This is a genomic window from Mycobacterium sp. (genome assembly GCF_050701675.1).
Taxonomy (GTDB): domain Bacteria; phylum Actinomycetota; class Actinomycetes; order Mycobacteriales; family Mycobacteriaceae; genus Mycobacterium.
The window spans coordinates 1-15,170 of sequence record NZ_JBOGDD010000975.1; the positions used below are offsets into that span (position 1 = coordinate 1).

13 protein-coding genes are annotated in these 15,170 nt (G+C 66.8%); 3 read left to right on the forward strand and 10 right to left on the reverse strand.

The genetic code is table 11. The features are described from left to right. Window positions 1-744, reverse strand: a 744-nt coding sequence (locus ACRDUX_RS29435) for an adenylate/guanylate cyclase domain-containing protein (protein ID WP_526419124.1), incomplete at its 3' end; no start/stop codon positions are given. A gap of 136 nt (window positions 745-880) precedes the next feature. Next, entirely contained in the window at window positions 881-2,080 is a 1,200-nt protein-coding gene (locus ACRDUX_RS29440; protein WP_526419126.1) for a thiolase family protein, read from the reverse strand. A gap of 94 nt (window positions 2,081-2,174) precedes the next feature. On the opposite strand from ACRDUX_RS29440, the gene ACRDUX_RS29445 reads away from it, so the two are divergent. Next, a complete protein-coding gene (locus tag ACRDUX_RS29445) occupies window positions 2,175-2,672 on the forward strand; it encodes a winged helix-turn-helix transcriptional regulator (RefSeq protein ID WP_526419128.1) in 498 nt (165 codons plus the stop codon). Here the strand turns inward: ACRDUX_RS29445 and ACRDUX_RS29450 are convergent. The 8 genes from ACRDUX_RS29450 to ACRDUX_RS29485 form a co-directional block, all read right to left on the reverse strand. Continuing rightward, entirely contained in the window at window positions 2,632-3,453 is an 822-nt protein-coding gene (locus ACRDUX_RS29450) for a BtpA/SgcQ family protein (protein WP_526419130.1), read from the reverse strand. The two genes, ACRDUX_RS29445 and ACRDUX_RS29450, sit on opposite strands and share 41 nt — an antisense overlap. A gap of 48 nt (window positions 3,454-3,501) precedes the next feature. Further along, complete coding sequence (locus tag ACRDUX_RS29455; RefSeq protein ID WP_526419132.1) at window positions 3,502-4,275, reverse strand: SDR family NAD(P)-dependent oxidoreductase; 774 nt, start codon at window positions 4,273-4,275, stop codon at window positions 3,502-3,504. Next, the gene (locus tag ACRDUX_RS29460; RefSeq protein WP_526419134.1) at window positions 4,272-5,372 is read right to left on the reverse strand and encodes an ABC transporter ATP-binding protein; all 1,101 of its coding nucleotides are present in this window, start codon (window positions 5,370-5,372) and stop codon (window positions 4,272-4,274) included. Before ACRDUX_RS29460 ends, ACRDUX_RS29455 begins: the two co-directional genes overlap by 4 nt. Before the next feature lie 22 nt (window positions 5,373-5,394). After that, on the reverse strand, window positions 5,395-6,210 hold the full coding sequence (locus tag ACRDUX_RS29465) for a carbohydrate ABC transporter permease (protein WP_526419136.1): 816 nt from the start codon (window positions 6,208-6,210) through the stop codon (window positions 5,395-5,397). Then, the gene (locus ACRDUX_RS29470) at window positions 6,207-7,058 is read right to left on the reverse strand and encodes a carbohydrate ABC transporter permease (protein ID WP_526419146.1); all 852 of its coding nucleotides are present in this window, start codon (window positions 7,056-7,058) and stop codon (window positions 6,207-6,209) included. The genes ACRDUX_RS29465 and ACRDUX_RS29470 overlap by 4 nt, the downstream gene beginning before the upstream one ends. Before the next feature lie 72 nt (window positions 7,059-7,130). After that, a complete protein-coding gene (locus ACRDUX_RS29475; RefSeq protein WP_526419148.1) occupies window positions 7,131-8,390 on the reverse strand; it encodes an ABC transporter substrate-binding protein in 1,260 nt (419 codons plus the stop codon). A 115-nt stretch (window positions 8,391-8,505) separates the two neighbouring features. Continuing rightward, on the reverse strand, window positions 8,506-9,996 hold the full coding sequence (locus ACRDUX_RS29480; RefSeq protein ID WP_526419138.1) for an FGGY-family carbohydrate kinase: 1,491 nt from the start codon (window positions 9,994-9,996) through the stop codon (window positions 8,506-8,508). Further along, window positions 9,993-10,811: a DeoR/GlpR family DNA-binding transcription regulator gene (locus tag ACRDUX_RS29485; protein ID WP_526419140.1), complete on the reverse strand. Its 819-nt coding sequence runs from the start codon at window positions 10,809-10,811 to the stop codon at window positions 9,993-9,995. The genes ACRDUX_RS29480 and ACRDUX_RS29485 overlap by 4 nt, the downstream gene beginning before the upstream one ends. Window positions 10,812-11,074: 263 nt before the next feature. On the opposite strand from ACRDUX_RS29485, the gene ACRDUX_RS29490 reads away from it, so the two are divergent. Both ACRDUX_RS29490 and ACRDUX_RS29495 read left to right on the forward strand, forming a co-directional pair. Then, window positions 11,075-14,401 carry a transglutaminase family protein gene (locus tag ACRDUX_RS29490; RefSeq protein ID WP_526419142.1) on the forward strand — a complete coding sequence of 1,109 codons (3,327 nt, stop codon included), beginning with the start codon at window positions 11,075-11,077 and terminating at the stop codon, window positions 14,399-14,401. Next, window positions 14,401-15,170 (forward strand): circularly permuted type 2 ATP-grasp protein (locus tag ACRDUX_RS29495; protein WP_526419144.1); only part of this gene is annotated, 770 nt, incomplete at its 3' end. The genes ACRDUX_RS29490 and ACRDUX_RS29495, both read left to right, overlap by 1 nt.

The following is a 15,170-nucleotide window of genomic DNA, read 5'->3' on the forward strand; positions in this document are numbered from 1 at the left end:
TCGCAGTAGGGCCTCCACGACGGCCATCTCCCGCCGCCGACCCACCAGTGCCGACTCAGCAGCTGGGGCACGGTGATCCCGCTCAGAGACCCCCAGGAGCAGACGGGCGGGCACCGGTACGTCGGAACCCTTGATCTGAACCAGCTCAACTGCGCCCAGACTCGCTGCGCCCTCGATGAGTCGCGCTGTCGACGTGGTAAGCATCACCCCGCCCGATGGTGCCACCGATTCCATCCGCTGCGCCATGCCGACCTGGTTTCCGATCGCGGTGTAACCGAAAGGCCCTGAACCGATTTCACCGGCTATCACTTGACCGGAGTTGAGTCCGACGCGCAGCTGCAGGTCCACCCCGTCGCGTTCTAGGGTTTCGACGGCAAGCCGCTTCGCCTCCTCCTGAACGTCCAGGGCCGCAAGACAAGCGCGGACGGCGTGGTCCTCCAACGCCGTTGGCGCGCCAAATACGGCCATGATGCCGTCGCCGGTGAACTTGTCCACCGTGCCGCCGTAGCGCTGTACGACTGCGGCACAGCGGTCGGCGAGGCCGGCCATGATCTCGCGAAGCCGCTCCGCACCGACGGCCGAGGCGATGTCCATCGAATGCACCACATCGGCGAACATCACCGTGACCTGCTTGTACTCCGCCCGGATACCGGCTTCATGGATTGGTGAGCCGCAGCCATGACAGAACCGGGCATTGTCCAGAGGCTCGGTGCCGCACGTCCGGCATGCTGCTATGGCCGTCACCCGACCCCCCGCCAATCCCCGGCTCCCGACGCTCCAAGGTTCTTCAGGATATGCGGTAAACCCGCGCCCAACCGCGGGTTCGGCGCGCGGAGTTGCGGTCAACGCAACCCCGCGCGCCGAAGTCGCTCGTGGTGGGTCAGGCGAGCCGCTCGATGATGGTGGCGTTGGCCATGCCGCCGCCCTCACACATCGTCTGCAATGCATACCGGCCGTCACGCTGCTCGAGCGCGTTGACCAACGTGGTCATGATGCGGGCACCGCTGGCGCCCAACGGATGCCCGATCGCGATGGCCCCGCCATTGACGTTGGTCTTGGCCAGGTCGGCGCCGGTATCCCGGGCCCACGCGAGCACGACGGGAGCGAACGCCTCGTTGACCTCGAACAGGTCGATGTCGGCCAGGGTCAGACCGGCCCGGGCCAGCACCTTCTCCGTCGCAGGGATGACGCCGGTCAGCATGTACAGCGGATCGGAGCCCACCACGGTCATGGTGTGGATGCGGGCCAGCGGCCGTAACCCGAGCTTGCGGGCCGCCGCGCCGCTGGTGATCATCACCGCGGCGCTGCCGTCGGACAGTGGCGACGAGTTTCCCGGCGTGATCTCCCAATTGATCTGGGGGAAGCGTGCGGAGTAGGCCTCGTTGAAGAACGCGGGCCGCAGGCCGGCCAGCGTGTCGACGGTGGTGCCGGGGCGGATGATCTCGTCGGTCGACAGTCCGGCGATCGGAGCCAGTTCGTTGTCGAACAGCCCGTCCTTGGTCGCGCGCGCCGCCTTCTCGTGGCTGTTCGCGGAGAGCTCGTCGAGCTCGGCGCGCGACAGACCCCACTTCGCGGCGATCAGCTCGGCGCTGATGCCCTGCGGTACCAGGCCCTCGGAATAGCGCTCGGCGAACGCCTTGCCGAACGGGTCGCTGCCGGGCAGCACCGAACTGCCCATGGGCACGCGCGACATCGATTCGACACCCGAGGCGATCACGATGTCATAGGACCCGGCGATGACGCCCTGGGCCGCGAAACTGATTGCCTGCTGGCTACTTCCGCACTGCCGGTCGACCGTGGTGCCTGGCACGCTCTCGGGGAAGCCGGCGCCCAGCAGCGCGTTGCGCGCAATGTTCACCGACTGATCGCCGACCTGGGTGACCGCGCCTGCGATCACGTCGTCGACCTGGCCTGGATCGATGCCGGTGCGTTCGACGATCTCACGCAGGCTGTGGGCCAGAAGATCGGCAGGCAGCACGTCGTGCAGCGCTCCGTTCGCCTTGCCCTTGCCGACGGGGGTGCGCACTGCACCGACGATGACGGCGTCGCGATCCGAATACCCGGCCTTCAAGACAGCCATTTTGTCCTCCTGAACTCGTCGCTGAGTACTGCTCTCTATACTTAGATGTAACACCTAGGTCTAGTAACAACAACCCAGCCATGGAGTGATGTACGTGACAGTCCTGCAAGGGCCACTCGCCGACCGCGACAGCTGGTCCGCCGTGGGGCACTGCCCGATCGAGAAGACGATGGCCTTGGTGGGCACCAAGTCGGCGATGCTCATCATGCGCGAGGCGTACTACGGCACGACGCGATTCGACGACTTCGCCCGCCGCGTCGGCATCACCAAGGCCGCCACGTCGGCCAGGCTGTCCGAACTGGTCGAAGCGGGCCTGCTCACCAAGCAGCCCTATCGGGAACCCGGGAAGCGCAGCCGCGACGAATACGTGCTCGCCGACGCCGGAACGGACTTCATGCCGGTGGTGTGGGCGATGTTCGAGTGGGGCCGAAGGCACCTCGACGACACACGGCTGCGGCTGTCACATCTCGACTGCGGCGCCGAAGCGACCGTCGAAATCCGGTGCGCCGAGGGCCACGAGGTGCCGCCCGACGAACTGGCGGTGAGGCTGGTCAGGCGAGCTGCTCCCGGAACTTCTTCGCCTGCCCCATGAGCTCCTCGACGCGCGAACGCGTGGCCCGATTCTCGAACACGCCACCCTCCTTGAAGTAGGTGCCCACGATCGCGCCGTCGGCGATGTCGAGCTGATCGGCGACGTTCTCAGCTCGCACCCCGGTGTTGACGAACACCGGAACGTGGCCCGCGGCCGCCTTGACCACCCGCAGGGCCTCCGCATCGGTCGGCGATCCGGCGGTCGCTCCCGAGACGCAGATGGCATCGGGCAGTGTGGCGAAGACCGTCGTGCGCGTGATGGATTCGAGATCGCGGGCGGCCAGGTACGTCGCCGACTCCGGCACGATGTTGAAGAACAGCTTCACGCCGGCACCGCCGACGCGGGCACGGTGACGTGCCACCTCGCCGACGTTGGTGTTCCACAACCCGAAGTCGCTGGCGTACACCCCGGTGAAGATCTCCCTGACGAACTGCGCACCGGTGGCGACCGCGAGGTCGATCGAGGCCCGACCGTCCCAGAGCACGTTCACCCCGTACGGAATCTCGAGATGGGGGAGGAGCTCGCCGATGATCCTGGCCATCGCGATGGCGGTGATCGGTTCGGTCTTCGTCAGATACGGCAAGCTGAACTCGTTGGAGATCATCACGCCGTCCACGCCCCCCGACTGAAGTTCGTCGAGTTCCTCGCGCGCCCGCTGGACGACCGCGGAGATGCCGCCTGCGCTGTCGTATCCGGGATCACCCGGGAGCGCGGCGAGGTGAAGCATGGCGATGACGGGCTTTCTTACGTTGAAGACCTCGTCCAGCCAGGTGGTGGTCACGATGTTGCCTTTCTCGGTGATGTTGTCTCGCAGGGGCGTTCACGCGGACTAATCCATGTATGCGCCGCCATTGACGGCCAGTGCCTCGCCGGTGATGAAGCGGGCGTCCTCCGACAGCAGGAACGCGACCGAACGCGCGACGTCCTCGGGTCGTTCGAGTCGTCGCAGCGGGGTGTCGTCGATCATCATCGCGCGCACGCCGTCGGTGGTGGTGCCGCGCAGCTCGGCTTCCCACACGAGTTCCCTTGACTGCATGGGGGTTTCAACGTAGCCGGGACAGACGCAGTTGACGGTGATGCCGTGCTCGCCGAGTTCGTAGGCCATCGCCTGGGTGAGGCCGACCACGCCGAACTTGGATGCGACGTAGTCCGAGAGGAACGGCACCCGGCCCTGCTTGCCCGCCATCGAGGCGGTGTTGACGATTGCGCCCGCCGTGCCGCTGCGCACCATGGCGCGCGCCGCGGCCTGCCCGCACACGAAGACGCCCTTGAGGTTGACGTCCATGGTCTGGTCGTAGCGCTCGATCGGTGCGTCGAGGAAGGAGTGCATGAATGAGATACCCGCGTTGCTCACCCACGCGTCGAGGCCCAGTCGGTCGGTGACGTCGAAGGCGACGGTTGCCGCGTCCGACGGCGAGCTGACGTTGAGCTCCGCGAATTCGTGTCCCCGTTCGGCATCCGACGGCAGCGCCTCGGCGACGGCACGCGCGGCCTCACCGTCGACGTCGGTCACGATGACCCGCCAGCCCCGCTCGGCCAGGGTCGTCGCGATGGCCCGTCCGATGCCGGAGCCCGCGCCGGTAACTACCACTGTCTTGATCATGTGTGAAGCTCGTTCCCATCCTCTTGGTTTTCCTGGTCGGGCCCAACGACGCGTTGGCCCAGTGGGTCGAATACGTGGACTGCGCCAGCCCGCGCAGAAAGCGCAACGGTCGCGCCTTCGGTGATGCCGGACAGCCGCGCTGCCTCGACGACGCTGGTCAGTTCCGTCCCGCGGGCATCGATGGTGACGATCGCCCTTGGCCCCAGCAGCTCGACGAGCTTCACCCGGGCCGCCGCGGCGTCCTCGACGGCGGCGGGCACCAGATCGTCGGGGCGGATGCCGAGCGTGACGCCGCCGCGGGCACTCACCCGAGGGACGGCAAGGGTGAATCCGCTTGGCAGGGTGAGGGTCTCACCGGACAACTCCCCGGTGACCAGATTCATCTTCGGACTGCCGACGAAGGCCGCGACGAAGGTGTCGACCGGTGCGTTGTACACCTCGAGCGGGGTGCCGACCTGCGCGGCGCGCCCGTCGCGCATCACCACCATGCGGTCCGACAGCGTCATCGCCTCTTCCTGGTCGTGAGTCACGTACAGACAGGTGATGCCGAGCCTGCGCTGAATCTGCAGCAGCTCGGTGCGGGTCTCGACGCGCAGCTTCGCGTCGAGATTGCTCAGCGGTTCGTCGAAGAGGAACACCGACGGCTTCCGGATGATCGCCCTGCCGATGGCGACCCGCTGCTGTTGTCCGCCACTGAGATCCTTGGGCTTGCGGCCCAAGAGCTTGCTCAGGCCAAGGGATTCGGCCACCTCGTCCGCGCGCTTGAGAGCATCGGATCGTGGCGCCTTGGCGGCCCGCAGCGGAAACGCGATGTTCTCCCGCACGGTGAGATGCGGGTAGAGCGCGTAGTTCTGGAACACCATGGCGACGTCGCGGTCCCGCGGCTGCAGATGGGTGACGTCGCGGTCGCCGATGGTGATGGCGCCCGAGGTGACGGTCTCGAGGCCAGCGAGCATCCGCAACGACGTCGACTTACCGCAGCCGGACGGACCGACGAGAACGGTGAACGACCCGTCGGGCAGCTCGAGGTTCAGGTCGGTGACGACGGGTATGGACCCGTAGGCCTTGTTCACACCGGAGAATCGGACGATTGCCATGAAGAGCCAGCCACCAACCTTGTCAGAACTTCACCGCGCCACCGCTGATGCCCTGCACCAGCTTGCGCTGAATGAAGAAGCTCGCGATGACGACGGGGACGACGGCGATCAGGATGGCGGCACTCATCGAGCCGATCTGTACGCCACGGAACGTGTTGAACCCTGCGATGGCCACCGGGAGGATGGCAGCCTTGCCGGGCGCCAGGATCAGACCGTAGAAGAGGTCGTTCCAGGACAGGGTGAACCCGAAGATGGCCGCCGCGCCCATGCCGGGCAACACCTGCGGGAGCACGACCAGCCGGAAGGCCTGGAACCGGGTGAAACCGTCGACCTGAGCCTGTTCTTCGAGGGAACGGGGGACGGCCTCGAAGAAGCCGATGAGGAACCAGGTCACCACCGGCAGAACGAAACTCAGATGAGCGAAGATCACCGGGATGAGGGTGTCGTTGAGCCGCAGGGCATACGCCATCGTGAGGAACGGGAACACCAGGACGGCCGGCGGAAGCACCTGGGCGGCAAGCATTCCGAATCGGGTGGCAGTGCCGCCGGCACGGTAGCGGGCGATGGCGTAGGCGCCCATGCTGCCGATCACCACGCTGATCACCACGGTGGTGAGCGCCACGACCGCACTGCGGCCCGCCGCGCCGAGGATTCCCGACGCCAGGACGCCGCGCCAGGCGTCCAACGTCGGTGCGAACCACAGCAGGAACGGATCGCTGAGCTGTTCGGGGTTCTTCAAGCTCGCCAACGCGATCCACGCGACGGGGAACAGCACCGAGACAGCCGCCGCCCAGAGGAGGGCTACTCGGCAGACGGTCAGCACCAGCGAGTTCTTCATGACTGCTTGGCCTTCTCCATCCGGCGGAACGTCACCACGATGATCGTCAGCACCACGAGCAGCACGACGAACGCCATCGAGGACGCCGATCCGAGTCGGAAGAACTGAATGCCGGTCTGGTCCACGAAGTACTGCAGAGTCTGCGTCTCGGTTCCCGGACCACCCCTGGTGGTGGCGAAGACGTACTCGAAGACCTTCATGGCATCGAGCGCGCGCAAGAGGATCGCGACCACCAGCACCGGTGCCAGCAACGGTAGCGTCACCCGGCGGAATACGTACCAACCACCGGCACCGTCGACCCTGGCGGCCTCGAGCGGTTCCTTGGGGATGGACTCCAGCCCGGCGAGCAACAGGAGCACCATGAACGGTGTCCACTGCCACACGTCGATGAACGCCAGCGTGAACAGGGCCCGGTCGGGGCCGAAGAAGTCGTAGTCGACGCCGACGGCTTGCAACAGACGGGGGATCGCGCCGATCTGGTCGTTGAGCAGGAAGCGGAAGATCAGGCCGACCGCGATCGGCGTGATGAACATCGGCGCCAGGAGCATGGAACGTGTGAGATCGCTTGCCCAGCGCTGCTTCTGGAGGGCAAGCGCGAGCGCCAGGCCGATCAGCAGTTCCAACACCACCGCGACGCCCACGTACGTGGCGGTGGTGCCGAACGCTTGCCAGAAGGCGGCGTCGCCCAACGTGGCGACGTAGTTGTCGGCACCGACCAGACGAGGGGTGCCGTGGCTGGTCAACTTGTAGTCGGTGATGCTCAGGTAGAACGCATAGCCGAGAGGGAAACCGACCACCCCGACGAACAGAGCGACGAGGGGGGTGACCATGCCGTGCTTGAAATTCACGGTGGTCATCGCTCCTTTCGTGGGGTGGTCGGTTCCATGAGGGCTAGTCCTCTTTACAGGGGGGAGGGAGAACTAGCCTTGGATCTTCTCGGCGGCGGCCTGTGCCGCCGCCAGCGCATCGTCGACGCTCTTGGTGCCCGCCACCGCCTCGTTGAGTTCGGTTCCGACAGCTTGGATCATCTCCTCGCCGCTGGCTCCCTGGCTCAGTGGTGCGGCGTTGCCGAGCATCTGCTCGACCGTCTTGTAGTAGTCGGCGCCGAGCGGACCGCCCAGGACCGCCGGATCCCTCAGCGTGCTCTGCCGGATCGCGGCGCCACCCTTCTCGGTGCGCTGCACGTCGTGCGCCTTGGAGGTCAGCCACGACGCGAACGCCCACGCCGCGTCCGGGGCGCCGGAATTTGCCGGGATCGACCAGCTCCACGAGCCAAGCACCTGCTTGCCGCCCGGGATGGGCGCCAGCTTGTACTTGCCTGCCGACGGCCCTGACCCCGGTGCGTTGAGGGCGGGCAGATTCCAGTTGTAGCTGATCATCGACGCCGCCTGCCCGCTGGAGACGGAGCGGAACGCCTCATCGAACGCCCAGTTCAGGCTGTTCGCCGGGGCGGCGGTCTTGTACGTGTCGATGTAGGCGTTGAGGGCCTGCTTGGCCTGTGGGGTGTTCAGCGTGGGCTTGCCGTTCGCGTCGTAGATGGAGCCGCCCGCCGCGAACAGCCAATTGCCCCACTCCTCGAAGATCTTGTACCCGCGCTGAGGCTGCATCGCCATCCCCGCACGGTCGCCGACCTTCAATGCCTTCGACGTGCTGACCAACTGGTCGAGGTTCGTGGGCACCGCCAGCTTGGCCTGGGCCAGATCGTCGGTGTTGTAGAGGTATCCGAGCGCGTAGTTGTAGAACGGCACCCCGTACCGCTTGCCGTCGACCGTGGTGATGTCGGTGAGGGGTTTGAAGAAGTCCGCTGCGTCATAATCGGGGGTGCTGTCGATGCGGGAGTCCAACGGCTGCAGGAACTTTGCGTTCGCGAAGTCCACCATCCACGGGTTGTCGACGATGATCAGGTCATAGGTCGCCGACGGTGACTGGAAGGACGACACCAGCTTGTCGCGCATCTGGTCGTATGTCAGCGTCTCGATGTCGACCTTGACGTTCGGATAGTCCTTGTTGAACTCGGGCACCATGGACTTGACGATGTCGGTGTCGGGAACATTCTCCATCAGAATCCGGACCGTTCCCGACACGTCCTTGGGGACCTCGCCGGTACCGGTAGCCTCGGTCTGCGCGGGACCGCCGCTACCTGCGCAGGCGCTGATCAACAGTGCCAGCACGGCCAGCAATGCCAGCACCGGAGACGCGAAGAACGGCCGCCTCCGCCGTGGTGTCGTTTCTTGCGTTTTTTGGATCAACTGCTTGAATTTCACTGCGGCACTGTTCCTTTCACTTGTCGGTCACTTATCGATCACGTCTTGCCATGGCATGGGATATCGGCGCCACCGCCGCGCCAAGGTCGCGCCAGTTCCGATAGCCGTCGGCGTACACCGCCTGCCGTGTCGGATCGGGGACGACCGGCGGATCGAGCGCGACGAATCGGGCGGCGTCGGACCAGTCGTCGAGCGCGCCCACCCCGATCGCGGCGATCACTGCGGCACCGAGCGAGGCTCCGGGATGGCCGCGGACGGGCCGCATCTCGATACCGAGGACGTCGGCGTGGATCTGCTTCCAGAGAGTCGACTTCGATCCGCCGTTGGTGATCATGACGCGATTCGGCCGGATCCCGATGTCGGTGAAGACGTCGAGGTGGTGCCGGAATCCGAAGGCGATGGCCTCCAGCACCGACCGGTACAGGTCGGCGCGGGTGTGGCCCAGGTGCAGCCCGGCGAATACACCTCGGAGATCGGGATCGTGGATGGGGCTCTTCTCGCCGAGGAAGTAGGGCAGGCATAGCAGCTCTGCGGGCGCGGCCCGGGCCGCCTCGTCGTCGAGTGCGCCGAGTTCGGCGATGTCCTGTCCGCCGACCAGCGCCTGGAACCAGCGAATCAGGCTGCCGCTGGTGGCCATGCATCCGTTGGGCAACCAGTAGCCGGGGACCGGATGAGCGTCGAGATAGAGCCGCTCGTCGACCACTCTGGTGTCACTGGCGACCAGGATGTCGCCTGCGCCACCGAGTTTCACCAGGGCGTCGCCTGGTGCGTTCACCCCCGCGGCGAAGGCCGAGAGCACGTGATCGGCGCCGCCGACGATGAGCGCGGTGCCCGCGTTGAGTCCGGTCGCGTCGCTGGCCGCCGTGCTCAGTTCACCGACCTTGGTGCCGGGTCGATAGACCGGCGGAAGCGTGCTCGAATCCAGGCCCGCTGCGGCGATGACGACGTCGGCGATGTCGCCGTCGATGGTGAACAAGCCCGACTCCAGCGCCCAGTTCTGCTCCACGTGAACGTCGCTGCCGAGCGCGGCCAGCACCCAGTCATAGGAGCCGACGTAGTGTGCGGTCCGGCCGTATACGTCCGGCTCGTGGCGACGCAACCACGAGATGGTCGGTGCGACCGACTGCTGAGTCAAGGCCGAACCGGTCATCGTGACGAGGTCGACGCCGTCCAGTGCCAGCGCCAGTTCCGAGACCTCGAGGTGCGCTCTGGCGTCGTTCTGGAGAATGGCGTGGCGCAGCGGATTTCGGTGCTGGTCCAGGGGCACGACGGCGGGAACCATGCCCGAGACCGCAACTGCCTGCACGGCATCGCCGGGTATCCCGCTGGTGCTCAACACCTCCCTGATGGAGTCGATGACGTTCGCGTGCCACTGACCGGTGTCGGCCTCGGCGAAGCCCGGCGCAGGCGAGTGCAGCGTGGTTTCGCGCGACGCCTGGGCGACGATGCCGCTTGCGGTGTCGAACAGCACGGTCTTGGTGCCCGTCGTGCCGATGTCGACCCCGATGGTGTGGGCGCTCACAGTGACTGCGCCCCGTCGACCCGGACGCCGGTCTCCGCGCGACCGGCGACACAGATCACGTCGACTCCGGCGTGGCGCGCGGCGACCAGGGTCGGGTGCTCGGGTGCGCCGTCGGTGATGATGACGTGGATCTCCGAGAGCGCGGCGATGCTCGTGAACGTGACGCGCCCGAGCTTGCTCTGGTCTGCCGCCACGATCACCCGGTCGGCGCGCTTGCTCGCCGCGCGCTTCACCCTGCTGTCGGCCTGGTGGTAGTCCGAGATTCCGCGATTGCCGTCGATCCCCGCGACGCCCATGACGAACGTGTCGCAGTTGTAGTTGGCAAGGGTGTCCTCGGCGGCAGGACCGATCAGGCTCAGCTCGCCCGGGCGCAACTCACCGCCGGTGAGCACGACGGTGGTGTCCGCCTCGTCGATCAACTCCAACGCGACCAGCACGCTCGGGGTCAGGACGGTCAGACCGAGCTGGCGTCCCCGCAGTGACTGCGCGACGGCCAGTGCGGTGCTGCCCGAGTCGAGGATCAGGGTTTCACTGGGCCCGATCAGATCGGCGACCGCGTCGGCGATGTGCCGCTTCTCGTCCGCGGCGACCGCCACCCTGGTGGCGAAGGAGGGTTCGTTGTCCTTGCCCTTCAGGGCGATGGCGCCGCCGACCACGCGCCGGACCACCCCCAGTGTCTCGAGGGCTTCCATGTCCCGTCGGATCGTCATCTCGGACACGTCGAACTCGAGGGCGAGTTCGGCGTAACCGACTTCGCGCTCGACGCGGACGCGCTCTTCGATGCGATCCCTGCGGGTCTTGGCGTCCACGCTCAAAGACGCCAATTATGTTGAAAATTCACAGACTAGGACCAATCTTGCTGGAGGTCATTGCACTTTCCCCACGACGGATGTGAATTTACAACACGTCGATGTGCAGTGCCCACATTTAGCGCCAGATAACTCGGCTTGCCGTCTTCGGGGGCTATGCCCTTCCCGTCCCCGGCGTGTCCGTTCACCGCGATCGGGGTGGTGACCGGGCCCGACATCACCCCCTTCGGCGATGCACCCCTTCGCAGGGTGTGGTGGGATCAACCCCTATGGGTATCAAGGTGGCGCTGGAGCATCGCACCAGTTACACGTTCGACCGGCTGGTAGAGGTCTTTCCACACGTCGTCCGGCTGCGTCCGGCGCCACACTCACGCACCCCGATCGAGGCCTACTCCCTGCAGGTCGAGCCTGCCGATCACTTCGTCAACTGGCAGCAGGACGCCTTCGGCAACTTCCTGGCCCGATTGGTGTTTCCGAGTAGGACGCGCAACCTCACCATCACGGTGGGCCTGATCGCCGACCTCAAGGTCATCAACCCGTTCGACTTCTTCATCGAGGACTTCGCCGAGACATGGCCCTTCGAATACCCGAAGGCGCTGCTGGAAGACCTCAAGCCCTATCTACGGCCGGTTGACGAGGACGGCGATGGCTCGGGGCCCGGCGATCTCACCAGGGACTGGGTCAAGAACTTCACGGTTCGGCCCGGCACCCGCACCATCGACTTCCTGGTCGCCCTCAACGGCGCGATCAACGCGGACGTCGGCTACAGCGTGCGCATGGAGCCCGGCGTGCAGACGCCGGACCACACGTTGCGCACGGCGATCGGTTCGTGCCGCGACTCGGCGTGGTTGCTGGTGTCGGTGCTGCGCGAACTGGGTCTCGCCGCCCGCTTCGTGTCGGGATACCTCGTCCAGCTGACGTCCGACGTCAAGGCGCTCGACGGCCCATCTGGACCCGTTGCCGACTTCACCGATCTGCACGCGTGGACCGAGGTGTACATCCCTGGTGCGGGGTGGATCGGTCTGGATCCCACTTCGGCGTTGTTCGCGGGGGAGGGACACATCCCGCTGTCGGCGACGCCGCACCCGGCGTCCGCGGCGCCCATCACCGGCGCCACCGAACCGTGCGAGACCACGCTGGACTTCTCCAACGTGGTGACGCGCGTGCACGAGGACCCCCGGGTCACGCTGCCGTACACCGGCGCCGCGTGGGATTCGATATGCGCGCTCGGTGCGCGCATCGATGCGCGGCTGGAGGCGGGCGACGTCCGACTGACGATGGGCGGCGAGCCGACGTTCGTCTCGATCGACAACCAGGTCGACCCCGAATGGACCACCGATGCGGACGGGCCGCACAAGCGCGAACGTGCGTCGGTGCTGGCCGCTCGGCTCAAGGCGTTGTGGGCGCCCCAAGGCCTGGTGCAGCGAAGCCAGGGCAAGTGGTATCCGGGAGAATTGTTGCCGCGCTGGCAGATCGGGCTCTTCTGGCGCACCGACGGTCAGCCGCTCTGGACCGACGGGTCCCTGCTGGCCGATCCTTGGAGCGACGAGCCGCGGGTTTCCGTGCCGCCCGATGCCGGCCATCGGGTGCTCGGCGCGGTCGCCGCCGGTCTCGGCCTCCCCGCCTCGCAGGTGCGGGCCGCCTACGAGGACCCGCTCAGTCGCCTGGCAGGCGCCGTTCGTCAGCCCGCCGGCTACCCCGTCTCCGTCGACGATGACCTGGAGAGCGACTCCGACGATGCGCGGGTTCGGCTGTTGGCCCGGCTCGAGGCGTCCGTCACCGAACCCGCCGCCTATGTGCTGCCTTTGCATCGGCGCGACGACGAGAGCGGTTGGGCCAGTGCCGACTGGCAGCTGCGCCGCGGCCGAATCGTCTTGCTGGAGGGGGATTCACCGGCGGGTCTGCGCCTGCCGCTCGACGCGATTAGCTGGGAGCCGCCGCCTCCGTCGCATAGCGCGGACCCCCTCGCCGAGCGCGGAACCCTCACCGGTGACGGCGAACCCGACGAAGCCGAGGTCGAGGAGGCCGAGGGCGCCCCCATCACCGCGATGGTCGCGGAGGTCCGCGATGGCATCCTCTACGTCTTCCTGCCTCCCACCGAGGAGCTCGAGCACTTCGTGGACATCGTCACGCGCCTCGAGGCGGCTGCGGGCGCGGCTCGTATTCCCTTGGTGGTGGAGGGTTACGGGCCGCCGCCCGACCCCCGCCTCACGGCCATGTCGGTGACCCCCGACCCCGGTGTCATCGAGGTCAACGTCGCGCCAACGGCCAGCTTCGCCGAGCAGCGCGAACAGCTCGAAAGCCTTTACGAGCAAGCCAGGCTCGCCCGGTTGTCCACGGAGTCCTTCGACTTCGACGGCACTCACGGCGGTACCGGCGGCGGCAACCACATCACGCTCGGCGGTATCACCCCCGCCGATTCGCCCATGCTGCGCAGGCCCGACCTTTTGGTGTCGATGTTGACCTACTGGCAGCGGCACCCGTCGCTGTCGTACCTGTTCTCGGGCCGCTTCATCGGCACCACCTCGCAGGCGCCGCGTGTCGACGAGGGCCGCTCCGAGTCGCTGTACGAGCTCGAGATTGCCTTCGCCGAAATCGACCGATTGACAAGGGGTTCCGGCAAGGGGTCCACCACGGCGAAGCCATGGGTCACCGACCGTGCGCTGCGCCACCTGCTGACCGACATCACCGGCAACACGCATCGCGCCGAGTTCTGCATCGACAAGCTCTACAGCCCGGACAGCGCACGTGGCCGGCTGGGCCTGCTGGAGTTGCGCGGCTTCGAGATGCCGCCACACTTCCAGATGGCGATGGTGCAGTCGCTGTTGGTGCGGTCACTGGTGGCATGGTTCTGGGATGAGCCGCTGCGCGCGCCGCTGATTCGGCACGGAGCCAATCTGCACGGCCGATACCTGCTGCCGCACTTCATCATTCAAGACATCGCCGACGTCGCCGCCGATCTCCGGGCGCACGGCATCGAGTTCGACACCAGCTGGCTCGACCCGTTCACCGAGTTCCGCTTCCCGCGGGTCGGCACCGCGGTCTTCGACGGAGTCGAGCTCGAACTTCGTGGCGCCATCGAACCGTGGAACGTGCTCGGCGAGGAATCCACGGCAGGCGGCACCGCCCGCTACGTCGACTCCTCGGTGGAGCGCCTGCAGGTCCGGCTCATCGGAGCCGACCGGCACCGCTACATCGTCACCGCCAACGGCTACCCGATCCCGCTGTTGGCCACCAGCAACTCCGACGTACAGGTCGGTGGCGTGCGCTACCGCGCATGGCAGCCACCGAGCGCGCTGCACCCGACCATCACCGTGGACAGTCCACTCCGGTTCGAACTCGTCGATACCGCTACCGGCACGTCGCGGGGCGGGTGCACCTATCACGTCTCGCATCCCGGCGGACGCGCGTACGACAACCCACCCGTCAACGCGGTGGAGGCGGAGTCGCGGCGAGGACGGCGCTTCGAGGCAACCGGATTCACCCCCGGTCAGGTCGACATGTCCGACATTCGGGAGAAGCAGGCCCGTCAGTCCACGGACGTGGGCGCACCGGGCATCGTGGATCTGCGCCGGGTGCGTACCGTTCTGCGCTGATGGTTCTTCGCGCCAGTGGCTCACCCGAGCCCATTCCCGCCGTCAGGGGCGGCGGCATCCGCAGTGCCGACGACCTGTTGGCGCAGTACCGTGCCGCCCGCGCGCAGAAATCGCTCTTCGACGTACGCGGCGGGACGGCAGACGGGTACGACGAGTTCGTCGACCCGTCCGGCAACGTACGTCCGGCCTGGCTGGAGCTGGCCGAATGCGTCAATGAGCGCGGGCGTTTCGGGCTCGAGCGACTGCGTTCGGTGGTGCGCAGCCTGGTCGACAACGACGGAATCACGTTCGTCCAGGTCGAGCATCCCGGCCCTGGGGGAAATCGCAGCGACTCGGGGAGTGGATCCGGCAGTGACGCGGTCACCAATGGCGACGGCACCCAGGTCCCCAGCCCATGGCACCTCGACGCGCTGCCGCTGCTGATCTCCTCGGCCGATTGGGACGCCCTGGAATCCGGTCTGGTGCAGCGCTCCCGATTCCTGGACGCGGTGCTGACCGACCTGTACGGGGCGCGCCGGTCGATTACCAGCGGAGTGCTTCCGCCGCAACTGCTGTTCAGCCACCCCGGTTACATTCGCGCGGCGCGCGGCATCGAGGTGCCCGGCCGTCATCAGCTCTTCATGCACGGTTGCGACGTCAGCCGCGACGGGTCGGGGGAATTCCTGGTCAACGCGGACTGGACGCAGGCGCCGTCGGGAGCGGGATATGCGCTGGCCGACCGGCGGGTGGTCGCGCACGCCTTTCCGGACCTCTTCGAGCGGATCGGCCC